Here is a 21920-nt window from a genome sequence, read left to right as displayed (position 1 = left end):
ATCACATCGTAGGGCGGGCGTGCCGCCTAGCGGGCCGCGCGGGCGCGCAGCTCGGGCTTGCGGATCTTGCCGGAGCCGGTGCGCGGCAGGTCCTCCACGACGTCGAAGTAGCGGGGGATCTTGTACTTGGCCAGCCGGCCGAGCAGGAAGCCGCGCAGCCCGTCGCCGGTGACGCGCGCGCCGGGCCTGGGGATGACGAAGGCGTGCCCGACCTCGCCCCAGGTCGCGTCGGGCACGCCGACCACGGCCGCCTCCGCCACGCCGGGATGCTCGGCGAGCACGCCCTCGACCTCGGCCGGGTACACGTTCTCGCCGCCGGAGATGAACATGTCCTTGGCCCGGTCCACGATGTGGAGGTGGCCGTCGGTGTCCCGGGTGGCGAGGTCGCCGGAGCGGAACCAGCCGCCCTCGGCGAACGCGGCCCGGGTGGCGGCTGGATTGTTCCAGTAGCCGGGGGTGACGTTCGGGCCCTGGATGAGGACCTCGCCCGGCTCGCCGGGAGCGGTGTCGGTGAGGTCGGGGCGGACCACGCGCACGTTCGCGAAGAAGACCGGAACCCCCGCCGAGCCGGCCTTGCGGACGCTCTGGCTCGGCTCCAGGAACGTGGCGCCGGGGGCGGTCTCGGTGAGGCCGTACCCCTGGCAGAACACCAGCCCGCGCTCCTGGTAGGTGCGGATCAGCGCAGGCGGCACGGGCGCGCCCCCGGCCATCAGCGTGCGCACGGAGGACAGGTCGGCGCCGGCCCAGCGCGGCGAGCGGGCGAGCGCCGCGAACATCGTCGTCACGCCGAACATCCAGGTGACGCCGTGCTCGGCGATGAGGTCGTAGCAGCGGTCCACGTCCCACGACGGCATGATCACCGAGCGGCCGCCCTTGAGGAACGTCGGCAGCAGCGTCTGGTTCAGCGCGGCCACGTGGAAGAGCGGGGCGCTGACCAGCGTCACCTCGTCGCTGCGCAGGTCCACGCCGACGAGCAGGTTGTAGCAGTTCCAGACCAGGTTGCCGTGGGTGAGGACGGCGCCCTTGGGCCGCCCGGTGGTGCCGGAGGTGTAGAGGATCAGGGCCGGGTCGTCGAGGGTGACCGGCACGTCGATCACCTCGGCCCGGCCGTCCTCCGCCAGCCAGTCCTCGTACGCGTGCTCGCCGGGCCCGGGATCGGCCAGGGCCACCACGGTGGCGGGGGTGTCCCGGAGCCCGCGTACGGCGGCGGCGCACTCGGGGGCGTGGACCAGCACGGCCGCGCCCGAGTCCGCCAGCATGTACGCGATCTCGGGCGCCGCCAGGCGGAAGTTGAGCGGCACGAACACGGCGCCGAGCACGTGCGCGGCGAACAGGGTCTCGGCGAAGGCGACGTGGTTGGGCCCCAGGTAGGCGACCCGGTCCCCGGCCGCCACCCCGGCCCGCCGCAGCCGGGCGGCCAGGCGCGTCGTGCGCTCGTGGACCTCGGCGAAGGTGACGACGCGCTCGCCGGAGACGAACGCCGTGCGGTCCGGGGTCATCAGGGCGCGGCGGGCGGGCCAGCCGCCCAGTCCGGCGTTGCGCATGAGGGTCTGCTCCTAGCGGGGGACGCCGCTGTGGCCGGCGGCGGACACCAGATCGGTACGGCTCGTCTCCCGCAGCGCCACCGTGCACACCACGGTCAGCAGGCAGAACCCGGCGATGACGGCGGAGATCAGCCCGGTGCCGCCACCCCCGGTGGAGGCCTGGATCTGGGCGAACAGCAGCGGGGCCAGCCCCGCGCCGAGCCCGGCGATCTGGTAGCCGAGCGAGGCGCCGGTGTAGCGGCTGCGCGTGGCGAACAGTTCGGCGTACAGCGCGGCGAGCGGCCCGTACGTCATCGGGTGGATGATCGACTGCCCGAGCACGAGGGCGAGCGTGAGCAGCCCGACGCTGCCGGAGCCGGCCAGCGGGAAGATCGCGAACGCGTACGCGGCGGCGGCCACGGCGCCGGCCAGCACGATCGGGCGGCGGCCCACCCGGTCCGACAGCGCGGACCAGCCGACGATGCCGAGGACCGCGAGCCCGGACGACAGCGTGAGCCCGTTGAGCACCTGCTGCCGCGCGAACCCGGCCTGCACCCCGTACGAGACGAGGAACGTGGTCAGCGTGCCCTGCAGCACGAACGGCGACAGCCCGACCCCGATGCCGAGCAGCAGCGCCCTGGGGTGGTGGCGCAGCACGTCCAGCAGCGGCGCGGGGCGCGGCGCCGAGTCCGACGCGGCGGAGGCGAAGACGGGCGTCTCCTCGACCCTGGCCCGCACGAACAGGCCGATCGCCAGCAGCACGATGCTCAGCAGGAACGGGATGCGCCAGCCCCAGCTCAGGAACGCCTGCTCGTCCATCATCGCCGCGCTGCCGTTGAGCGCCGCCGTGGACAGCAGCATGCCGAACGGCGCGCCGGCGTTGGTGAAGCTGGCCCACAGGCCGCGCCGGCCGGTCGCGTGCTCGGCCGACATGAGCACAGCGCCGCCCCACTCGCCGCCGACGGCGACGCCCTGCGCCACGCGCAGCAGCACGAGCACGACGGGGGCGAGGGTGCCGATCTGGTCGTACGTCGGCAGCACGCCGATGAGGGTGCTGGCCACGCCCATGAGCGTCATGGTCAGCACCAGCATGCGCTTGCGGCCGAGCCGGTCGCCGAAGTGGCCGAAGATGACGCCGCCGAGCGGCCGCGCCAGGTAGCCGGTCGCGAACGTGCCGAGGCTGGCGACCGTGGCGGCCAGCGGGCTCAGGTTGGAGAAGAAGACCTTGCCGAACACCAGGGCGGAGGCGGTGGCGTAGAGGAGGAAGTCGTAGTACTCGATGACGCTGCCGAGGAAGCTGGAGGCCACGGCGCGGCGTAGCTGGGTGGGGTCGGACATGCGTGATCCCGTTCGTGGGGGGGCGGGGAAGGGGCTCAGGCGTAGTGGCGGTAGATGGCGCGGGCGACGCAGGCGGGCTTGGGCTCGCCGTCGATCTCGACGGTGAAGTCCATGTGCATCTGGACGCCGTCGCCGGGCACGTCCTCGACCTCGGCGACCCGGCCGGCCAGGCGGATCCTGGCGCCGACCTTGACCGGGGCGGGGAAGCGCACCTTGTCCAGGCCGTAGTTGATGCTCATCCGGACGCCGCCGATCTCGAGCAGCTCGCCGAAGAGCGGGATGACCAGGGCGAGCGTGAGGTAGCCGTGCGCGATCGTGCCGCCGAACGGGCCCGCCTTGGCCTTCTCCTGGTCGGTGTGGATCCACTGGTGGTCGTCGGTGGCGTCGGCGAACGTGTTCACCCGGTCCTGGCCGATCTCCAGCCAGCCGGTGTGGCCGAGGTCCTGGCCGGCCAGGGCCCTGATCCCGGTCAGGCCGTCGGCGGTGGTGGTCATTCCTGGGTCTCCTTCGAGGTGAGGCCGAGCAGGCGGGCGGCATTGTCCTTGAGGATTTTGGGGCGGACCTCGGGTTTGATGTCGAGGGCGGCGAAGTCCTTGAGCCAGCGGTCCGGGGTGATCACGGGGTAGTCGGAGCCGAACAGCACCTTGTCCTTGAGCAGGGTGTTGGCGTAGCGGACGAGCTGGGGCGGGAAGTACTTGGGCGACCAGCCGGACAGGTCGATGTGGACCGACGGCTTGTGGGTGGCGACGGCCAGGGCCTCGTCCTGCCAGGGGAACGACGGATGCGCGAGGATGATCTTCAGGTGGGGGAAGTCCACGGCCACGTCGTCGACCAGCATCGGGTTGGAGTGCCTGAGCCGTACCCCGGCCCCGCCGGGCACGCCCGCGCCGATGCCGGTCTGGCCGGTGTGGAACAGCGCGATCGCGCCCAGCTCCTCGATCACCTCGTACAGCGGGTAGGCCAGCCGGTCGTTCGGGTCGAAGCCCTGGATGCTGGGGTGGAACTTGAAGCCCTTGACGCCGTGCTCCTCGACGAGCCGGCGGGCCTCGCGGGCGCCCGCCCGGCCCTTGTGCGGGTCGATGCTGCCGAACGGGATCAGCACGTCGGCGTGCTCCGCGCAGCTCTCGGCGATCTCCTCGTTGGAGATGCGCGGGTGGCCGGTGGCGTGCTCGGCGTCCACGGTGAACACCACCGCCGCCATCCGCCGCTCCCGGTAGTAGGCGGCCATCCGGTCGATGGTGGGGCGCTCGTGCGAGCCGAAGTACTCCGCGGAGGCGCCGAACAGCTCGTGGCTGAGCGAGGTGTGGCCGTCCCTGGAGATCTCGGCGTGGGTGTGCACGTCGATGGCGGTGAGCTCGTCGAGGTTCACGGCGCCGGCACCTTGGGTGCGGGGATGCCGTACGTCTCGGGCTCGAAGTCGCCCCAGGCGGCCGCGATGGCGTCGGCGCTCCAGCCGCCGTCGGCGTAGGCCACGGCCTTCTCGGCCGGATGCGACCAGAGGGCGAGCCTGTCGCCGCCGATCCCGATCGCCTGCCCCGTCACCTCCGCCGAGGCGTCGGAGGCGAGGTAGACGATCAGCCCGGCCACGTCCTCGACGGTGCCCAGGCCCTCGTCCCTGCGCAGCCAGCCGGGCAGCGGCGCGCCCGTGCGCTCGGCCTCCTCCAGCACCGGCGCGAACGCGGGGATGGTCCTGGTCATCTCGGTGGCGGCCACCGGCACCACCGCGTTGACCGTGATGTGCGCCCTGGCCAGCTCCATCGCCCAGGTGCGGGCCATGGCGACGATGCCGGCCTTGGCGGCGGCGTAGTTCGTCTGGCCGAAGTTGCCGCGCTGCCCGGCGGGGGAGGAGATGAGGATCAGCCGCCCACCCTCGCCCTGCTCGCGCATCCTGGTGGCCGCCGCCCTGGCGCAGCTGAACGTGCCGCGCAGGTGCACGTCGATGACGGTGTCGAAGTCGTCGTCGGACATCTTCCACAGCACCCGGTCACGCAGCACGCCGGCGTTGGTCACCAGCACGTCCAGCCGGCCGAACTCCGCCACCGCCGTGGCCACCAGGCTCTCGGCCACCTCCGTGCCGCCGACCGCCCCCGGCGCCGCCACCGCCCGGCCGCCCGCCTCCCGGATCGCCGCGGCCGCCTCGGCGGCGGTCGCGGCGTCGGCGTCGTTGACCACCACGGCCGCACCGGCTCCGGCCAGCGCCTCGGCGTACGCGCGGCCGAGACCCCGGCCGGCACCGGTGACCACAGCAACTTTCCCTGACAAATCCATACACGTCACCTCGTGTCCGAAAACGTGGGGCAAACTTGCGACCTGCGTCAAAGTTTTGCCCAATATCTCGGATCCGTCTACCCTCGGCTTGTGACTTTCCGCGAGGGGGACGACCTGCCCCCGTCCACGCGCCCCCAGTCGCTGATGTTCAGCTTCCTCGGCGTCTACGTGCTGGGCCGCGACGTCGCGGTCTACTCCGGCAGCGTCATCGACGTGTTCGCCCGCCTCGGCGTGACGGAGGAGGCGGTGCGCTCGACGCTCACCCGCATGGTCAAGCGGGGGCTGCTGGCGCGGCACCGTTCGGGGCGCAAGACGTACTTCGGGCTCACCGCGCACGCCACCGCCGTCCTGGAGGACGGGCGGCGGCGCATGTGGGAGACCGGCGCGGTCAACCGCGACTGGGACGGCGCCTGGACCCTGGTCGGCTTCTCGCTGCCCGACGACCGCCGCGCCACCCGCCACGACCTGCGCTCCCAGCTCAGCTGGGCGGGGTTCGGGCTGCTGCAGAGCGGCATGTGGATCGCTCCCGGCGTCAAGGACGTGCGCGCCATCGTGGCCGGCCTCGGCCTGCGCGACCACGTCACCGTGCTGACCGCCAGCGCCGCAGAGCCGACGGAGTCGGCCGACCTGGTACGCAAGGCGTTCGACACCGAGCAGATCGCCGCCCGCTACCACGCCTTCCTCGACCGCTGGGACATCCCCGACCCCCAGGCCGCGCTGCCCGACGACCTGGCGCGCCAGCTTCTGCTGCACACCGACTGGCTGCAACTCGTCCGGCAGGACCCGCACCTGCCCGCCGAGCACCTGCCGCCCGACTGGCCCGCCATCCGGGCCGAGCAGGTCACCCGCACCCTCGCCCGCGCCTATGAGCAGCCCGCCCGCGACCTGGCCGCCAAGGTCCTGGACGAGCTGCGGCCAGGGGCTTGATCGCCGGCCGGTGGCGTGAGCAGCGCGAACGTGGGCAGGGTCGTCATGACCGCGCTTTCGAGCGATCCGCGACCTCACAGGACGCCGACATGACACCACCACCCGGCCCGCACCAGCCGGACGGACCTTCGGGCCCGCGCCCCACGTACGGGCCCTCCGGCCCGCGCCCATCGGATGTGCCGCCTGACGCGCGTCCGTCCGGCGCGCGTTCGCCCGGCGCGCATCCGTCCGATGGGCCCGTGCGCCCGCCCGGCGGGCTGCCCGGCGACGACGGCCCGTCCGCGGAGTCGGCGGTGGAGGTCGAGATCGGGCGGGTCAAGGAGCCCGCCCGGCTGCTGCGCGTGAGCACCATGGCGCGCTCGCTGCTCGACGAGGCCCGCGGCCTGACCCTGGACGAGCACGCCCGCGACACCTTGCAGCACATCCACGCGCGCGCCGTCGAGGAGATCGGCGACTCGGTCGCGCCCGAGCTCAGGGACGAGCTGGAGCGGCTGCTGCCCGCCTCCTCCGAGACGCTCACCCAGTCCGAGATCCGGATCGCGCAGAGCCAGCTCGTCGGCTGGCTGGAAGGCGTCTTCCAGGGCATCAGGATCGGCCTCACCCTCCAGCAGGCCGCCCGCCCCGACCTGCCCCGCCCGCCGGGCCCCGCGTCCGGCCCCGGCGCCGGTCCCTACCTCTGACCGGCCGCTCCCAGGTCAGCCGCAGGCGGAGCGGTGGGTGGCCTCGACGAGGTGCCTGACCCGGTCGTCACCACCCTCGATGAGCTCCGTCATGCGGTTGGGCACGTACGCGAAGCCCAGCTCGTGATCCGGGTCGGCGTAGGCGAAGACGCCCGTGACACCCGGGTGGCCGAAGGCCGTGGGAGAGCAGTCGCCCGGCCACATCGGCCCGCCGGGGAGCATGAAGCCCCGCCCGTACGAGGTGTGGCAGCGCAGCACCAGATCCAGGCCGCTGGCCTCCACGGTACGGGCCCGGTCGGCGCTCTCCGGGCGGAGCAGGCGGATGCCGTCCACCTCGCTGACGAGGGCGGCGTACATGCGGGCCAGCCCCGACGCGTTGCCCGCACCGCCGCACGACGGGATCTCCGCCTGCGGCAGGCCGGCGGCGGCGAGGGGGTCGCCCGCCAGGCTCAGGCTGCCGAACGTCGAGCGGTGGAACAGCGACGCGGGGTCGCAGATGGCCCGGTTCAGCCCGGCCAGCTCGGGGTTGGCCCGCCCCTGGAGCAGCTGCTCCCCGGTGGGCGGCACGAGGCAGGCCAGCGACCTCTCCCGGGTGTCGGGCAGGCCGATGTGCAGGTCGAGCCCCAGCGGGCCGGCGATCTCCTGGGCGAAGAAGCGCTGCACCGACAGCCCCGTGACCCGGCGGATCACCTCGCCGACCAGCCATCCCATGGTCAGGCAGTGATATCCGTGCGCCCGGCCCGGCTCCCACGCCGGCACGGCGGCGGCCAGCGCCTCGGTCACCGCCGTGCCCCCTTCGAGGTCCAGCATGGTCAGCGGCGGATCGACGGTCACCACTCCCGACCGGTGCCCCAGCACCCACCGCAGCGGGATGTCCCCCTTGCCGCCCGCCGCGAACTCCGGCCAGTACTCCGCGATCGGCGTGCCGAGGTCGAGCAGGCCCCGATCGACCAGCACCATCGCGGCCGTGGCGACCAGCCCCTTGGTGGCCGAGGCGAGGAGTGTGATCGTGTCCTGCCGCCAGGCGGCGTCCCGGCCTGCCCGCCCGCCCCACAGGTCGACGACGGCCCGCCCGCGCTGGTAGACGGCCACCGAGGCGCCCAGCTCCCGCCCCTCGTCGAAGTTGCGCGCGAACGCCTCCCGCACCGGGCCGAACCTGGGCTCGCACACGCCGTGGATCTCGCTCAAGGCCCCCTCCTCACGACCCTCGCCGGTTGTTCCGGGCGCCGGGGGTCGCCGAAGGGGGTGATGGCACGGGGCGCCGATGTGACGCCTCCCGACTACCCGGCTGACCAGGCGCGAAACCGGAGGCCGGGCGCCTGCCCGGCTACGCGGCGGGGCGCCAGGGCAGGGTCTTGCCGTACCGGACGAGCTCGCCGTAGTGGGCCGGGTCGAGCGGGTTCAGGGCCAGGTCGAGCAGGGGGACGGCGGCCTCGGCGGGGCTGGCGGCGCCGGAGACGTCCCACCACAGGCCCGAGGTGGGTGTGTTGATCATGCCGGGGCAGACCGCGGCGAGCAGGATGCCGCGCCGCAGGTCCTCGGCGCGGCGCTCCGCGGCGAGCGCCCGTACCGCGGCGACCTGGGCGATCTTGGACGGGATGTTGATGAAGGCCGGCCAGGCACCGGCGGCGGCGCTGCCGTCCTCGACCGCGTCGCGCCAGGCCGCCACCTGCTTGTCCACCTCGTCCAGCGACGCCGCCCGGTCGAAGCGGCCGTGCAGCACGGGCGCCAGGTGGTGCAGCGTGCCCAGCGAGCTGGCCACCACCAGGAACCGCCCGCCGTCGCGCAGCAGCGGCACGAACGCGCGCATCAGCCGGGTGGTGCCGAAGTTGTTCACCTGGGTGTACTCGTCCATCACCGCCCGCGGGTCGTCATCGGGCCCGACCCGCATCACGGCGTTGCCGAACACGAGGTCCACGCCGCCGTGGCGCTCGCCGATCACGCCGGCGAGGCGGGCGGCGGCGTCCGGGTCGGCGACGTCCAGCAGCTCACCAAGTACGCGGGCGCCCGTCTGCGGCATGCCCGCCACGGCGCCGGCCACGCGCCCGGCGTCGCGGCCGGTCAGGTAGACGGTGCCGGCCGGGCCCAGCCGCCTGGCCAGGCCCTCCACCAGGGCCAGGCCGAGTCCCTGGGTCGCACCGGTCACGAGGGCTACACGAGGATTCGTCATGGGGACGAGGGTAGGAATGCCGTAGGTCATGCGTCCAACGAGAGTTCCTCATCTGTGGTATGCGTAATCGTCATGGCTCTCACCGACGCCTCGCTCACCGCGCTCCGGGTCTTCCGCGAGGTGGCCGAGCGGGGCACGCTCACCGCCGCCGCCACCGCGCTCGGCTACACGCAGTCGGCCGTCTCCCGCCAGATCGCCGCACTCGAACGCGCGGCCGGCGCCGCCCTCCTGGATCGGCGGCACGACGGCGTCCGGCTCACCCCGGCAGGCCGGATCGTGCTGCGCCGCGCCGCCGCCGTCGTCCAGCAGGTGGACGCGGGCGCGCGCGAGCTGGCCGGGCTGCCCGACGAGCCCGGCACGGTACGGCTCGGCTGGTTCGCCAGCGCGGGCGCCGACCTCGTGCCCCGGGCGCTGGCCGCCCTTCGCGCCACGCACCCCGCCATCACCGTGAACACCCGCGAGGGCCCCACGCCGGTGCTGGTCCGCGCGTTGCGCGCCGGCACGCTGGAGCTCGCGCTGCTCGGCTCGGCCCCGCCGTTCCGGCCGCCCGACACCGAGACGCCGGCGCTGGAGGTGCTGACCCTCAGCGAGCGCGGCCTGCGCGTGGCCGTGCCGGCCGGCCATCCGCTCGCCCGCGGCGACTACCTCGACGTCGCCGACCTGCACGGGCAGCGCTGGATCGCCGGCCCGGGCAGCGCCGCGGCCGGGGGAGCGGGCGACAGCACGGGCATGGGCGCCTGGCCCGGCCTCGACGAGCGTCCCGAGATCGCGCACTCCGCGCGCGACTGGCTGGCCAAGCTCGCCCTGGTGGCCGCCGGCTGCGGCCTGACCACCGTGCCAGCCATGCTGGAATCCGTCGTGCCGCCGGGCGTGCGCGTCCTCCCGGTACGCGGCGGCCCCCAGGAGCAGCGCCGCCTCCTGCTCGCCAGGATGCCGGGCCCGATGACCGAGGCCGCCGCCCGCCTGGCAGAGGCGCTGCGCGAGGCCGCCCTGGCTTCGGGAGATGAGGCCGCGCCGGTCAGAGTCCCTTGACCGCGTACGTGACCAGCGTGGTGAGCACCTCCTTCACCGACGCGCGCCGCCGCACGTCGCACAGCACGATCGGGATGTGCTCGCTCAGCCCGAGCGCCCGCCGCACCTTGCCCGGCTCGTACCGGCGGGCGCCGTCGAAGCAGTTCACCCCCACCACGAACGGGATCCCGCGCTGCTCGAAGTAGTCCACCGCCGGGAAGCAGTCCTGCAACCGGCGCGTGTCGGCGAGCACGACGGCCCCGAGCGCTCCCAGGGCCAGCTCGTCCCACATGAACCAGAACCGGTCCTGCCCGGGCGTGCCGAACAGGTACAGCCACAACCCGTCGCGGATGGTGATGCGGCCGAAGTCCAGCGCCACGGTCGTGGTGGTCTTGGACTCCACGCCCGAGGTGTCGTCCACCCCGATGCCGCGGTCGCTCAGCAACTCCTCGGTGTGCAGCGGCCGGATCTCGCTGATCGTGCCGACCATGGTCGTCTTGCCGACCCCGAAGCCGCCCGCGATGAGGATCTTGATGGCCAGGGCCGAAGGAGCCCTGGTCGTACCAGGCTCAGAGACTGCGTAGCCCATCCAGCACTTCCCTGTAGATGCGTTCGTCGATCGTCTGCGCGACGGGGCGCGGGCGCTCGATGCTGACCAGGCCGTCCCGCCGCAGATCGCCGAGGATCACGCGGGTGATGTTGATCGGCAGCCTGAGGTGGGCCGCGACGTCCGCCACCGGGGTGGGCCTGCGGCACAGCGACAGCACGGCACGATGCTCGGGGAGCAGGTCCCCGGACTGGGGGAAGTCGGTGACCGTCGCGACGATCGCCACCAGGTCGAACGACTCGCCCTGCGGGCGCGCCCGGCCCCCGGTCAGCCCGTACAGCCGGATCAGCGGCCCGGGATCCTCCCCTGTCACGGTCTCGCGCCGTTCCAGGCGGGTGCCGGTGCCGCTCCCCTCGGATGCGCGGACAGGTGCTCGCCGACCCGCTTGACCATGAGCGCCATCTCGTACGTGACCATGCCCAGCTCGGCGTCGGCCGTGGCCAGCACGGCCAGCCGCGCCCCCTGCCCCGCGGCGGTGACGAAGAGGAAGCCCTCCTCCATCTCGATGATCGTCTGCCGTACGCCGCCCAGCCCGAAGTGCCGTCCCGCTCCCATGGCGAGGCTGTGGGAGCCGGCGGAGATGGCGGACAGGTGCTCGGCGTCCTCCCTGGTCAGGCCGCGGGAGCTGCCCATGGACAGCCCGTCGGCGGACAGCACGATGGCATGCCGGATGCCGGGCACGCGCTGGATGAGGTCGTCGAGCAGCCAGCTCAGTTCGCTTCTGGGGTCAGGCATCGGGTTGGTCGTCCTTTCGATTCCACATGTCGGGCTCCTGCTTCGCCTGCTGGCGTCCTTCCTGCCAGCCGCGTTGCATGGACGACATGAGCTGTGCAAGCTCTTCGGGCGAGCGTTCGCCTGTGCCGCGCCGCTCCGGCCGCGCGTCGACGCGCAGCTGGGGAGCGAGGCTGGCCTGCGGGATCCGCATCGGCAGCCCGTCGAGATCCTCGTCCGCCTCCTGGGGCGGCACGGTGACGCTCCAGCCCGCGGGCGGGCCGGAGGTCGTGAAGGGGGCGGAGCCGTTCCCGAGCCCGATCATCGGCTCCAGGTCCGGGTGACCGCTCAGCGGCGTTCCGGCCAGCGGCGCCGGGCCGCCTTCCGGCGGGAGCGCCTGTGAGGGCTCGGGCACGGAGTCCGTCCTGTTCTGTGCGGGGCCGGGCTCGAACCAGGTGCCGCGTACGGGCCGGGTCGCGCGGCCGTTGACGGCGTCAGGCCCGGTGGCCTGCACGGCGGTCTGCCCGGTGGTCTGCCCGGTGGTCGCGGCCGGTCCCGCGGTGAGGGCCAGCGGCTCCGCCTCGGCCAGCAGGCTCGCGGGCAGCAGCACGATCGCGGTCGTCCCGTCGTACGGCGACCGCCGCAGCACGATCTTGATCCCGTGCCGCGCCGCGAGCCGCGACACCACGAACAGCCCGAGCCGGTCGCTGTCGGCCAGGTCGAACTCGGGCACCTCGGCCAGCCGGTCGTTGAGGTCGCGCAGGGTGGCGTCGTTCAGGCCCAGGCCGCGGTCCTCGACCTCCAGCGCCATCCCGTTGGCCGCCGTCACGCCGCGTACCTGCACGGTCGTGTTGGGCGGGGAGAACACGGTGGCGTTCTCCACCAGCTCGGCGACCAGGTGGATCACGTCGGTGACCGCGGCGCCGACCAGTAGCGGGGCGTTCGGCATCGGCGCGACGGTCACGCGGGTGTAGTCCTCGACCTCCAGCACCGCGGCCCGCACCACGTCGAACAGCGGCACCGGGTCGCGCCAGCGGCGCGCCGGGGAGGAACCGGACAGGATGATCAGGTTCTCGGCGTGCCGGCGCATGCGGGTGGTCAGGTGGTCGAGCTTGAACAGGTCCTCCAGGACCTCGGGCTCGTCCACCCGCCGCTCCATGGTGTCCAGCAGCGAGAGCTGGCGGTGCAGCAGCGCCTGGTTGCGCCGGGCCAGGTTGAGGAAGACCTGGCCGACGCCCTTGCGCAGGGCCGCCTGGCCGACCGCGGCCTCGACGGCGGTGCGGCGTACCGCGGAGAACGCGTGCACCACGCGGTCCACCTCGGCGGTCTCGGCCCGGTCGAGGCCGGGCGCCTCGGTGGCCGGGTCCACGTCGTCGCCGCGGCGCAGCCGCTCGACCAGCCGGGGCAGCCGCTGCTCGGCCAGCTCCACCGCCGAGCCCTGCAGCCGCCGCAGCTCGACGATCAGCGACCGGCCGAACCGGTACGACAGCCACACCGAGAGGATCACCATGGCCAGGCCGAGCAGCAGCACGCCGCCGATCCGCCAGTACGCCGCGGTCTTCTGCGCCTCGCCCGAGGCCGCCGCGCGGGCCAGCTCGGCCTGCGTGTCACGGTTGATCTGGGTCAGCACGGCCTCGGCGTCGCCGCGCCACTCGGCGGCCGACAGCGGGGGCGGCCCGCCGGTGTCGTACGAGAACAGCTCGTCCTCGACCGACACCACCCGCTTGTAGGGGGCACTGGCCACGAGCCGGTCGTAGGCGGCGCGCAGTTCGGGGCTCGCGTCCCGCTCGGCGTTGGCCAGGGCGAGCCTGCGCCCGGTCATCGCGGCGACGAACGCCGCCCGGTCGGTCGGGGTCATGTTGCGCTGCACGATCGTGGTGGTGAGCACGGCGTGCTCCCGCCACAGGTACTCCGCCGAGGTGCTGTAGGCCGTCATGCCGCGCACCGACTGGTAGGCCGAGGCGTCGCTCATCGCGTCGCGGTCGGTGAACTGCTGGTTGGCCACGGCGATCAGGTTGTTGTACGCCTCGATGATCGTCAGCGCGGGCGCCAGCACGCCGCCGTCGGCCGAGGCACGCAGCGACTGCAGCCCGTCGAGGGACTGCACCATCGCCTGCACCTGGGCCGGGGTCTCGCCGACCGCGTCGGAGTCGAGGGTCGCGATGATCTCACGCAGCCGCTTGACCTGGTTGTCGGTGACCCGCCGCTGCTCCGTCAGCGGCTTGTACGCCGCGGTGCCGTCCGGCGCCTCCGCCGAGAGCTGCCGCTCCTTCTGTAACTCCACGATGAGCTGGAGCACCGGCGAGCCGATGGACTCCCACCGGTTCTGGATCTGCGAGACCGTGGAGATCTCCGCCACGCTGGAGTAGGCGATGAACCCCCAGAGGGCCACCATGGAGACCAGCGGAAGCAGGAGGATCCTGAGCAGCTTGGTGCTGAGAGGCGGGGGCGAGCTCATCCGTCATGTCCAATTCCGCGCGTGGGGTTGCGCCGGGCGGTCGTGACCTGGCTACCGCCCCCCGAGGTTGCCCGCCACGACCGGGTGCGCCTGTGGTCCGTCCACTATGCCGATGGGGCAGATGGACTTCAAGGTACGGATGCGAAGAAACATCCCGAAAGTAATGTTGACTCTTTGTCAGCACACCGTTCGTGACCGTAGTCGTGCCGAGTTCACCGTGGGTAGTCAGACAAAGGCGCTCATCCCGGTCACCGCGCGGCCGACGATGAGCGTGTTGATCTCCCGGGTGCCCTCGTAGGAGTAGATCGCCTCGGCGTCGGCGACGAACCGGGCGATGTCGTAGTCGAGGATGATCCCGTTCCCGGCGAGCAGCTCGCGGGCCCAGCCGACGACCTCCCGCATCCGGCTCGTGCAGTACGCCTTCGCCAGCGCCGAGTGCTCGTCGCGGAAGACGTCCTCGTCCTGGAGCTGCGCCAGGCGCACCACCATGCCCAGGCAGGCGGTGGCGTTCCCGAGCATCCTGACCAGCAGGTCCTGCACGAGCTGGAACTTGGCGATGGGCCGGCCGAACTGCTCGCGCTCCCGGGCGTAGCGCAGCGCGATCTCGTACGCGGCCAGCATGATGCCGACCGCCTGCCAGGCCACCCCGCTGCGGGTCCTGCGCAGGATCCTGGCCGTGTCGCGGAACGAGCCCGCGTTCCGCAACCGGTTCTCCTCGGGGACCCGGCAGCCGGACAGCGTGATGTCGGCGTTCTGCACCGTACGCAGCGCCATCTTGTTCTCGATCTTCGTCGCGGTGAACCCGGGCGTGCCCCGCTCCACCACGAACCCCTTGACGTGCCCGTCCGCCACGTCCCTGGCCCAGACGACGATCAGATCGGCGAACGTGCCGTTGCCGATCCAGCGCTTGGCCCCGTCCAGCACCCACTCCTCACCCTCGCGCCTGGCCGTGGTCCGCATGCCGCCCGACACGTCCGAGCCGCCGGCCGGCTCGGTGAGCGCGAACGCGCCGATCCGCTCCATCCTGCTCATCCCCGGCAGCCACCGCTCCCGCTGCGCGGCCGACCCGCAGGCGGCGATGCTGCCCATGGCCAGGCCGGTGTGCACGCCGAAGAACGTGGCCATCGACGGGTCGGCGCGGGCCATCTCCAGCGCCAGGAAACCGCTGAGCAGGCCGCTCGGCTTCGGCCCAGGGCACTCGGGGTAGGCCAGGCCCGCGATGCCCAGCTCGGCGTACTCCTTCACCAGGTCGACGGGGAACTCCGCACGCACCCAGCACTCGTTCGCGATGGGCACGACCTTCTCCGCGAGGAACTCGCGGACCCGCAGCAACGTCGCGCGCTCCTCGCCGGCGAGCAGGCTCTCGAACGCGTAGAGGTCTCCGGTCAGCAGCTCAGACATGGCGGGACAGCTACCCGTGGCGGGTGCGATGACACGAAGCACGGCACGGGCCACACCGGTCACGGCAGACTGGCGCATCGAAGTCCGCCCCAGAGAAGGGCAGTGAATCGCCGATGCTCGACGCGTTCGACAGATGCCGCCTCCACGACGACTTCCAGCCCGTGACCGAGCTGGGCGCCTACCCGTACTACCACCCGGTCGAGGAGCGGCTGGCCACCGGCGAGGTGGTCGTCGGCGGGCGCGTGCTGGTGGCGGCCGGCTCCAACGACTACCTCGGCCTGTCGGCGGACCCGCGGCTGAAGGACGCGGCCTGCCGGGCGATCCGGTCGCTCGGCACCGGCACCTCCGGATCGCGCCTGGTCAACGGGTCACTCGCGTTGCACGAGACCCTGGAGCAGCGGCTCGCGGCGTTCCTCGGCCAGGAGGCGGCCATGGTGACGCCGACGGGCTTCCTCGCCAACCTCGCGCTCGGCGCCCTGGTGGGGCCGCGCGACACCGTGCTGGCCGACCAGCTCATCCACGCCTCCCTCATCGACGCGATCCGCCTGTCCCGCGCCCGCCTGCGCCGATACCGGCACAACGACCTCGATCACCTGGAGCGGCTGCTCGGCGGGTGCGACCCCGCCGCGGCCGGGCTGATCGTCACCGAAGGCATGTTCTCCACCACCGGCTCCCTCTGCGACGTGCCCGGCACCGCCGCCCTGGCCCGCCGCCACGGCGTCCGCCTGGTCCTGGACGGCGCCCACGACCTCGGCCTGCTCGGGCCCGGCGGGCGCGGGGCCGCCGAGCACCACGGGCTGTTACCGGCGGTGGACCTGCACACCCTGGCCTTCTCCAAGTGCTTCGGCACGACCGGCGGCGCCGTGGCCGGGCCCGAGCAGATCGTGGTCTACCTGCGGCACCACGCCCGGTCGATGGTGTTCTCCGCGGCGCTGTCGCCGGCGAGCACCGCGGCGGCGCTGGCCGCGCTGGACATCATCGAGACCGAGCCGGAGCGCCGCCACAGGGCGCTGGCCGCCGCCGTCAGGCTCCGGGCCGACCTGGCGGGGCTGGGCTTCGGTACGGGCGCCTCGCCGACCACGATCATTCCCGTGCACGTGGGGGACGTCGTGCTGTGCTGCCGGTTGTGGCGGGAGCTGTTCGACGAGGGGGTCTTCGCCACCGCGATGGTGCCGCCCAGCGTGCCGGACGGGCAGGCGCTGATCCGCGTCAGCACCACGGCCCTGCACACCGACGCGCAACTCGACCGCATCGCCTCCGCCTTCGCCACCGCGGGCCGGCGGCTCGGGCTGATCCCCTAGCCGTCCTCAGACGAGGAGGACCAGGGTCACGGCCACGAGGATCACCAGGACGGCCAGCATCGCGACGATGACCAGCCACTTGGGGTCGAGCCAGTTCGGCCTCGCGGCGTGGGGCTGGGCGTCCGGGTCCAGGAGGGCGCGCAGGACCGGGTTGATCTGGCTCTCCTGCAGGCGGCTCTCCAGGACGGGGATCAGGCGGGGCAGGCGCGCACGCATCTCGGCCGGCTGCCGCCTGGCGGCCCAGGCGCGCATCTCCTGCAGGATCGTCGTGACCTCCTTGGCGGAGGACGCCTGGAGCAGGTCGGTACAGAGCATCTCGAACGCATCCTGCTCCGCATACTGCTGCACCCCACCCGCCCCACCGACCGCCCCGCCCGCCACGCCGCTGGGCGCGCTGCGGCCCGTGCCGCCGGCCGCAGCACCGCCAGCTGCCCGGCCAGCGGCAGCACCAGCCGAGCCTCGGCCGCGGCTCTCCGGCGCGTGGGGCGGCGGCTCCTCCTCGCCGTGGCTCCCCGATGAGAGCGGCTCAGCGGGCTGGCCGGGCGGGGCGGGGGCCTCGCCGTGCGGCGCCTGCCTGCCGGCCACGCGGCCCGGGGCCTGCCCAGCCGCCGTCCGCGCCGGGTCGGTGGTCGGTGTGCCCCGCGCCGACACCGCCTGGCCCGCGGCTCGAGGCCGCTGCAACTCCGCGGTCTGCCCCGCCTGCGCGGCCGCTGCCTGTGCGGACGGCGGGGCCGGTGCTGCCTGGTACGGAGGCTCGCCTCGGGCCGGGGTCGCGGGCTCCGGGCGGCCGGGAGGCTGTGGCGACCAGACCAGCTCGTCCCCCGCCTCCTCCGCCACCGGCGGCCGGGCCACGAGCGCGGTCGAGTCGGGCGTGACGGACGCGAGCCGCCGCAACCGCTCCTCCATCGGCGTCTCGTCACTGATCCGCAGCCGCTTCACCAGCCCCACGAGCTGATCCCGCGCGTACGCCTCCACCAGCATGGACGCGATCCCGGCACACCGATCCCCCTGATCGGGAGAACGCGGATCCACCCGGGTCCGGTAGGAGCTCTGCGACGACACCCCCGGCCACTGCCGCAGAAAGATGATCTCCGCCCCCTGCTTGAGATCATCGCTCTCGTACGTGGAGAACGTCTCGGGGAAGCTCCCCAACGCCAGATCCAGGATGTCCACCAGCCCCCACAGCTGCACGATCGGGTTCCCGCCCGAGGCCACCGACAGCGGCGCCCCCGGCCGCCGCAGGCACTCGGACACGATCGGCGCGAGCGCCGAAGCCGCCGCCCGCGACTCCCGGTCGAGCGCGGCCCGCGCGCCGTCGTACGAGCTGATCAGCTTGCCCAGGTCGAGCGGCTCGTCCTTGTCGGGCAGCCGGGCGGCCCAGCCGGCGGCCAGCGCGAGCGTCTGCCGCACGTTCGGCATGGCCATCGGCCGGGAGGCGGAGCCGCCCAGATACGCCTGGACGCGGATGGTGCGCCGGCTGTCGGCGCCGCCGGTCCGGGTCCTGGCGAGCACCACCACGCGCCCGTCCACGAGCAGCCGGCAGAGGCTGACCCCGGGCTCGGGCCCGGGATCGAGCCAGGGCCCGAGCCGGTGGTACCAGCCGCCGGTCTGCTCCAGCGAGGTGCGCCCGGGGCCGAGGCCGGTGCGCTGCTCGTCCCATTCGAACTGGATCCAGTCGACGCTGGCGTACCGTCCCATCAGAGCCCCACCTCCGGGTAGCCGCGCAGGACGCCGGTCATGGCGAAGAGCGAGATCAGGGGTTCGAGGACGCGCCGGGGCCGCACTCCCCGCCGGTAGCGGCCCTCGGTGGCGGCGGCGCCGGTCGCCGAGACGAAGTGCAGGGTGCACTTGCGGCACTTGTCGTACGGGCTCAGCCACGCCTGCGCCCCCCGCCGGTGCAGGTAGGCGTAGACGTCGCGGCTCTCCCGCAGGACCGCGGCCGGGTCCAGCCCGTCGGGCTCGGCGTACAGCCACGTGTCGACCGGCGCCTGGAAGCGCACCGCGTCGCTCTTGGTGACCGCGATGGCGGCGGGGATGTCCAGCCGGCCGCCGGTCTTGGGCAGCCGGTCCAGCACGGCCCTGAACGACTCGTCGCCCATCCTGGCCGACCTGGTGGCAGCGTCGATCACGAACAGCAGCCCGCCGAGGGCAGGCACGAACCTGGTGGCCTCGTGGGTGGCGCTGCGCAGCAGCTCGCCGGCAATGTCGAAGAAGGCGACCGCGGTGGTGTGCCGGCCGTCGTTGACGAGCAGCGCGTCCACGGGCTCGGCGGTGGCCCGGTGCGTGGTGCGGCTCAGCGCGGCCCGCTCGACGAGCAGCGGGCGGACGTAGGAGTTGACGTACTCGGCGTGCCGCTCGATGTCGACGGCGTCGGTGGTCAGCCCGTACGGCCGCAGCCCGCCCTGCTCGATGGCGCCGATCATGGCGGCCAGCAGGTGGGTCTTGCCCGTCTCCGGGCCGCCGACCAGGCCGATCACCAGGGGGCGGCCGTGCCGGACGTAGGTGTAGGGCAGGTGGTGTTCGAGGCCGGAGTCCGGCACGGGGGCGGGGCAGCGGACGTGCGCGGCCCGCAGGAGGTCCTCGCGGCGGGGCCCGGTCACGTGCTCCAGGGAGAGCGGCTGGTACTGGCCCGCGGGGGTGCGCTCGTAGAGCTCGTCCTCGCTCCAGGCGAACTCGTGCAGGCAGATGGGGCAGAGGATCACCGGGTCACCACCCAGAGGACGATCAGCAGGGCGAGCAGGACGGCCAGCGGCAGCCACCGGGCCCACCAGGGCAGCGCCCTGCCCTGGACCTCCGGCTCCGGAGGGACGGGATGGATCCGGGTGGCGTGCTCCTCGGCGTGCTTCTCGGCGGCCACCGGGTCGCGCCTGGCCTCGCGCGCCCGGTCGAAGGCGGCGCGGCCCTCCTCCAGCCCGAGGTCCCGCTCGACGGCGAGGGTCTGCATCGGGTCGGGCACGCGCAGCCGGGCCAGCACCTCCCGCGCCGACGGCGGCGAGTCGGAGAAGATGTCCTTGAGCGGTTGCAGGGCCGGGGTGGCCGACAGGTCGGGCAGGTCGGCGATCTCGCGGCCGGTGACCGTACGGTAGATCACCATGCCCGCGCCCCAGAGGTCGTCGGCCGTGGCGGCCAGGCCCTCGCCGGAGCGCTGGGCGGGGGAGGCGTAGGGCGCCTCGCCGATCCGCAGCCGGCGGGTGCCGATCAGCGTCGCGTGGCTGAGGTCGGTGAGCTGCACGGTGGTGCCGTCCCAACGCACGGTGGCGGGCTCGACGCGCCGGTGCACGACGTCGCAGGCCGACAGGATGCGGATGGCGCGGAAGAGGCTCGCCTGCAGCGTGCGCTGCTCGCTGATCAGCAGCGCGCCGAAGTGGCGGCTGACGGGCTCGCCCCGGTAGTCGTAGAGCAGCACGAACGGCTCCTCCTCGTCGAGGCTGTAGCCGATCAGCCGGGGCAGCTCGGGCGGGTAGGCGCGGCGCAGCCGGGTGAGCAGCCTGGCGCCGATGCGGGCCTCGTTCTCCAGCAGGTCGTACAGGTACTCGCGGTCGCGGCCCTCGGCGCGCGGCACGCGCCGCTGCACGAGCTTGGTGCCGGAGGCGAGGTGGGTGACCCGGCGCTCGAACGGGTTCTGCCACGGCTCCGCCTCCACCTCCCAGCTCACCGGGTCGCCTTCGGGGGAGGTGAAGTCCATCGGCTCAGGCTCCATCACCGCTCCAGTTCTCCTCCACCGTCCCCGGACGCAGCGGCACCAGCCGGAGCGTGCCGGCGTACTGGCCCGACCGGGTCCACACGACTCCGGGCGGGTTGCCCTGGCCCCGCACGGCCCTGGGCGCGAACCGCACCGCGTACGCCTGCCGCAGCAGCAGCGACAGGTCACGATCGCCGCAGAGCTGCAACATCTGCCCGCCGGGCGGGGCCTGAAGGGCCCGCACGACCTGCTGCGACTGCCGCCACACCGCGTCCACCAGCTCCTGCCGGCCCGCGTCGGCGGTGCCGAAGTCGGGTTTCTCCTGCACGCCCCGGTGGACCAGGTGGTAGCGGTACTGCCGGAGCGTCTCGTCGACCCGCCGTTCCAGGCCCGTCCGCGCGTCGCGGTAGTCGCCGTGCTCCAGCGCCGGCCAGCCGGGCTCCAGCCAGCCCGTCACCGCGTCGAGCAGGTCGCCGGTGATGACCTCGCGGAGCTGGCCGCCGCGGTCGCGCAGGCGCACGGTGACCTCCTCGTCCAGGGCCTCGGCGGCGGCGGCCTGCCCGGCCTCGGCGCTGCTCCAGTCGTACAGCGTCGCCGACACCTGCGCGCAGATCTCGGCCAGCGTCGCCGCGATCGTGCGGGCCGCGTCGGAGGTGTGCATGCGGGCCTGGCCGAGCGTCCACTCGCTGGCGGCGACCCGTTCGAGCAGCGAGCGCAGCTCGTCGAGCGCGGTCCTGGCCGGGCCGAGCGAGAGCTGCTGCCGCCACCAGTCGCGCGAGCGCCGCCAGAGCAGGAAGCGGTTCACCAGCCCCCGGGGGAACTCGGCGGGCGCGTGCAGCTCGTTCAGCAGCTCGTCGGGGCACCTGCGCCCGCAGCCGGGCACGAAGGCGGCGCTGCCGATGGGCGCGCTCTGGTCGGCCAGCGCGCGCAGCCGCGAGACCAGCCGCATCAGGCTCCTGCGCTCGGCCAGGGCCGAGTCCACGTCGGCGCGCAGCTCCGCGACGATCTCGGCGTGCCCCATGCCGGCCGGGGTGGCGAACTTGACGCCGTTGGCGGCCAGCACGGCGGGGGCGTCCTCGTCGCCCTGGTCGATCTCGGCGAACAACCGGACGACCGCGTCGCGGAACTCGGCCAGCGCCCGCCCGGCGGCGATCACCTCGTCCGCGAGCGCGGCCCTGACCGGGGCGGTGCTGAAGTAGCCGAGGTCGTCCAGTGCCCGGCCGGCGCGGTCGAGGCGGTCGCGGGCCTGCCGGTAGAGCCGGTCCATCCGGCCGTCGGGGACGAGCGCGTCGAGGAGGTCGGCGGGCAGGTCCGCGCTGCCGCTGAGCACCGGCAGCGCGGTGGCCAGCGGCGAGCCGAAGAGCCCGGGGTCCTGCTGCGGCGGCCCGGCGAACCGCTCCGCCACGTCGGTGAAGGCCTGCGCCAGCACCTCCGGGTCGATGCGGCCCGCCACGATGCGCCAGCCGGGGGAGGCGGTGCCGTACGGGATCTCGCCCAGCTCGCCGACCACCTGGTCGAACACCTCGGGCTGGGACAGCAGGTCGATCAGGATGGCCTCCGAGCTGGTCTCGGGCCCGTGCGCCGCCTCGCCGGTGTCGGCGTTCCACAGGATGCCGCAGGGGTCGCCCACCCACAGCACCCTGCGGCTCTCGCCGTTCAGCGCGGGAGGCAGGCGCGGCTCGGGCCCCAGCGCCACCACCAGCACCGACCTGACCAGGCGCGAGCTGAGCACCTCCTGCAGCGCCTGCTGCCCGGCGGCCAGCCGCTCGGTGTCGGTCACCACCAGGACCCGGGGGCCGAGCCTGGACACCTCCTCCTTGCGGAGGTCGAGCACCACGACCAT

Annotated in this window: 20 protein-coding genes; 4 read left to right on the top strand and 16 right to left on the bottom strand. The window is 73.6% G+C overall.

Annotation, left to right across the window (positions count from 1 at the left end; all coding sequences use genetic code 11):
• Window positions 1–26 precede the first annotated feature (26 nt).
• The 5 genes from HD593_RS42325 to HD593_RS42305 are packed head-to-tail and all read right to left on the bottom strand — an operon-like array spanning window position 27 to window position 5105.
• Entirely contained in the window at window positions 27–1544 is a 1518-nt protein-coding gene (locus HD593_RS42325) for an acyl-CoA synthetase (RefSeq protein ID WP_185108125.1), read from the bottom strand.
• A gap of 12 nt (window positions 1545–1556) precedes the next feature.
• Complete coding sequence (locus HD593_RS42320; RefSeq protein WP_185108123.1) at window positions 1557–2861, bottom strand: MFS transporter; 1305 nt, start codon at window positions 2859–2861, stop codon at window positions 1557–1559.
• 35 nt (window positions 2862–2896) lie between these two features.
• Window positions 2897–3355: a MaoC family dehydratase gene (locus HD593_RS42315; protein ID WP_185108121.1), complete on the bottom strand. Its 459-nt coding sequence runs from the start codon at window positions 3353–3355 to the stop codon at window positions 2897–2899.
• The gene (locus HD593_RS42310) at window positions 3352–4230 is read right to left on the bottom strand and encodes an amidohydrolase family protein (protein ID WP_185108120.1); all 879 of its coding nucleotides are present in this window, start codon (window positions 4228–4230) and stop codon (window positions 3352–3354) included. Before HD593_RS42310 ends, HD593_RS42315 begins: the two co-directional genes overlap by 4 nt.
• Window positions 4227–5105 (bottom strand): SDR family oxidoreductase, encoded by an 879-nt coding sequence (locus HD593_RS42305; protein WP_312904112.1) that lies wholly within the window; start codon window positions 5103–5105, stop codon window positions 4227–4229. Before HD593_RS42305 ends, HD593_RS42310 begins: the two co-directional genes overlap by 4 nt.
• A 114-nt stretch (window positions 5106–5219) precedes the next feature.
• Here HD593_RS42305 and HD593_RS42300 point away from each other — a divergent pair, with 114 nt between their 5' ends.
• Both HD593_RS42300 and HD593_RS63880 read left to right on the top strand, forming a co-directional pair.
• Window positions 5220–6056: a PaaX family transcriptional regulator gene (locus tag HD593_RS42300; protein ID WP_312904110.1), complete on the top strand. Its 837-nt coding sequence runs from the start codon at window positions 5220–5222 to the stop codon at window positions 6054–6056.
• 239 nt (window positions 6057–6295) lie between these two features.
• Window positions 6296–6736 carry a proteasome activator gene (locus HD593_RS63880; RefSeq protein ID WP_185108116.1) on the top strand — a complete coding sequence of 147 codons (441 nt, stop codon included), beginning with the start codon at window positions 6296–6298 and terminating at the stop codon, window positions 6734–6736.
• A gap of 15 nt (window positions 6737–6751) precedes the next feature.
• Here HD593_RS63880 and HD593_RS42290 read toward each other — a convergent pair whose 3' ends face one another.
• Both HD593_RS42290 and HD593_RS42285 read right to left on the bottom strand, forming a co-directional pair.
• Entirely contained in the window at window positions 6752–7924 is a 1173-nt protein-coding gene (locus HD593_RS42290) for a serine hydrolase domain-containing protein (RefSeq protein ID WP_185108114.1), read from the bottom strand.
• A 139-nt stretch (window positions 7925–8063) separates the two neighbouring features.
• Window positions 8064–8906: an SDR family NAD(P)-dependent oxidoreductase gene (locus HD593_RS42285; RefSeq protein ID WP_185108112.1), complete on the bottom strand. Its 843-nt coding sequence runs from the start codon at window positions 8904–8906 to the stop codon at window positions 8064–8066.
• A 72-nt stretch (window positions 8907–8978) separates the two neighbouring features.
• Between HD593_RS42285 and HD593_RS42280 the strand changes: the two genes are divergently transcribed.
• Window positions 8979–9938, top strand: a complete 960-nt coding sequence (locus tag HD593_RS42280) for a LysR family transcriptional regulator (protein WP_185108110.1) — start codon at window positions 8979–8981, stop codon at window positions 9936–9938.
• Here HD593_RS42280 and HD593_RS42275 read toward each other — a convergent pair.
• From HD593_RS42275 to HD593_RS42255, 5 genes are all read right to left on the bottom strand, one after another.
• On the bottom strand, window positions 9925–10506 hold the full coding sequence (locus HD593_RS42275) for a GTP-binding protein (protein ID WP_185108108.1): 582 nt from the start codon (window positions 10504–10506) through the stop codon (window positions 9925–9927). The two genes, HD593_RS42280 and HD593_RS42275, sit on opposite strands and share 14 nt — an antisense overlap.
• Window positions 10487–10837: a DUF742 domain-containing protein gene (locus HD593_RS42270; RefSeq protein ID WP_221525261.1), complete on the bottom strand. Its 351-nt coding sequence runs from the start codon at window positions 10835–10837 to the stop codon at window positions 10487–10489. Before HD593_RS42270 ends, HD593_RS42275 begins: the two co-directional genes overlap by 20 nt.
• On the bottom strand, window positions 10834–11259 hold the full coding sequence (locus tag HD593_RS42265) for a roadblock/LC7 domain-containing protein (protein ID WP_080041457.1): 426 nt from the start codon (window positions 11257–11259) through the stop codon (window positions 10834–10836). Before HD593_RS42265 ends, HD593_RS42270 begins: the two co-directional genes overlap by 4 nt.
• Window positions 11252–13693 (bottom strand): sensor histidine kinase, encoded by a 2442-nt coding sequence (locus HD593_RS63875; protein WP_185108106.1) that lies wholly within the window; start codon window positions 13691–13693, stop codon window positions 11252–11254. Before HD593_RS63875 ends, HD593_RS42265 begins: the two co-directional genes overlap by 8 nt.
• 225 nt (window positions 13694–13918) lie before the next feature.
• Window positions 13919–15094: an acyl-CoA dehydrogenase family protein gene (locus HD593_RS42255; protein ID WP_185108104.1), complete on the bottom strand. Its 1176-nt coding sequence runs from the start codon at window positions 15092–15094 to the stop codon at window positions 13919–13921.
• A gap of 113 nt (window positions 15095–15207) precedes the next feature.
• On the opposite strand from HD593_RS42255, the gene HD593_RS42250 reads away from it, so the two are divergent.
• Window positions 15208–16395, top strand: a complete 1188-nt coding sequence (locus HD593_RS42250; RefSeq protein ID WP_185108102.1) for an aminotransferase class I/II-fold pyridoxal phosphate-dependent enzyme — start codon at window positions 15208–15210, stop codon at window positions 16393–16395.
• A gap of 6 nt (window positions 16396–16401) precedes the next feature.
• On the opposite strand, the gene HD593_RS42245 is transcribed toward HD593_RS42250, so the two are convergent.
• From HD593_RS42245 to HD593_RS42230, 4 genes are read right to left on the bottom strand one after another with little or no spacing between them, the layout of a single operon-like run.
• Entirely contained in the window at window positions 16402–18093 is a 1692-nt protein-coding gene (locus HD593_RS42245; RefSeq protein WP_185108100.1) for a hypothetical protein, read from the bottom strand.
• Window positions 18093–19097: a hypothetical protein gene (locus tag HD593_RS42240; protein ID WP_185108098.1), complete on the bottom strand. Its 1005-nt coding sequence runs from the start codon at window positions 19095–19097 to the stop codon at window positions 18093–18095. The genes HD593_RS42245 and HD593_RS42240 overlap by 1 nt, the downstream gene beginning before the upstream one ends.
• Window positions 19094–20095: a protein kinase family protein gene (locus tag HD593_RS42235; protein WP_185108097.1), complete on the bottom strand. Its 1002-nt coding sequence runs from the start codon at window positions 20093–20095 to the stop codon at window positions 19094–19096. The genes HD593_RS42240 and HD593_RS42235 overlap by 4 nt, the downstream gene beginning before the upstream one ends.
• Complete coding sequence (locus HD593_RS42230; protein ID WP_185108095.1) at window positions 20085–21920, bottom strand: hypothetical protein; 1836 nt, start codon at window positions 21918–21920, stop codon at window positions 20085–20087. Before HD593_RS42230 ends, HD593_RS42235 begins: the two co-directional genes overlap by 11 nt.

The organism is Nonomuraea rubra (assembly GCF_014207985.1).
Classification (GTDB): domain Bacteria; phylum Actinomycetota; class Actinomycetes; order Streptosporangiales; family Streptosporangiaceae; genus Nonomuraea; species Nonomuraea rubra.
Note: the sequence above shows the minus strand (reverse complement) of the source record. Positions and strands in the feature narration are given on the sequence as shown.

Excerpts from the sequence above, each read along its gene's own strand:
- HD593_RS42325 (WP_185108125.1), bottom strand. The coding sequence starts at position 1,544 with ATGCGCAACGCCGGACTGGGCGGCTGGCCCGCCCGCCGCGCCCTGATG.
- HD593_RS42320 (WP_185108123.1), bottom strand. The coding sequence starts at position 2,861 with ATGTCCGACCCCACCCAGCTACGCCGCGCCGTGGCCTCCAGCTTCCTC.
- HD593_RS42315 (WP_185108121.1), bottom strand. The coding sequence starts at position 3,355 with ATGACCACCACCGCCGACGGCCTGACCGGGATCAGGGCCCTGGCCGGC.
- HD593_RS42285 (WP_185108112.1), bottom strand. The coding sequence starts at position 8,906 with ATGACGAATCCTCGTGTAGCCCTCGTGACCGGTGCGACCCAGGGACTC.
- HD593_RS42280 (WP_185108110.1), top strand. The coding sequence starts at position 8,979 with ATGGCTCTCACCGACGCCTCGCTCACCGCGCTCCGGGTCTTCCGCGAG.
- HD593_RS42275 (WP_185108108.1), bottom strand. The coding sequence starts at position 10,506 with ATGGGCTACGCAGTCTCTGAGCCTGGTACGACCAGGGCTCCTTCGGCC.
- HD593_RS42265 (WP_080041457.1), bottom strand. The coding sequence starts at position 11,259 with ATGCCTGACCCCAGAAGCGAACTGAGCTGGCTGCTCGACGACCTCATC.
- HD593_RS63875 (WP_185108106.1), bottom strand. The coding sequence starts at position 13,693 with ATGAGCTCGCCCCCGCCTCTCAGCACCAAGCTGCTCAGGATCCTCCTG.
- HD593_RS42255 (WP_185108104.1), bottom strand. The coding sequence starts at position 15,094 with ATGTCTGAGCTGCTGACCGGAGACCTCTACGCGTTCGAGAGCCTGCTC.
- HD593_RS42250 (WP_185108102.1), top strand. The coding sequence starts at position 15,208 with ATGCTCGACGCGTTCGACAGATGCCGCCTCCACGACGACTTCCAGCCC.
- HD593_RS42245 (WP_185108100.1), bottom strand. The coding sequence starts at position 18,093 with ATGGGACGGTACGCCAGCGTCGACTGGATCCAGTTCGAATGGGACGAG.
- HD593_RS42235 (WP_185108097.1), bottom strand. The coding sequence starts at position 20,095 with ATGGAGCCTGAGCCGATGGACTTCACCTCCCCCGAAGGCGACCCGGTG.
- HD593_RS42230 (WP_185108095.1), bottom strand. The coding sequence starts at position 21,920 with ATGGTCGTGGTGCTCGACCTCCGCAAGGAGGAGGTGTCCAGGCTCGGC.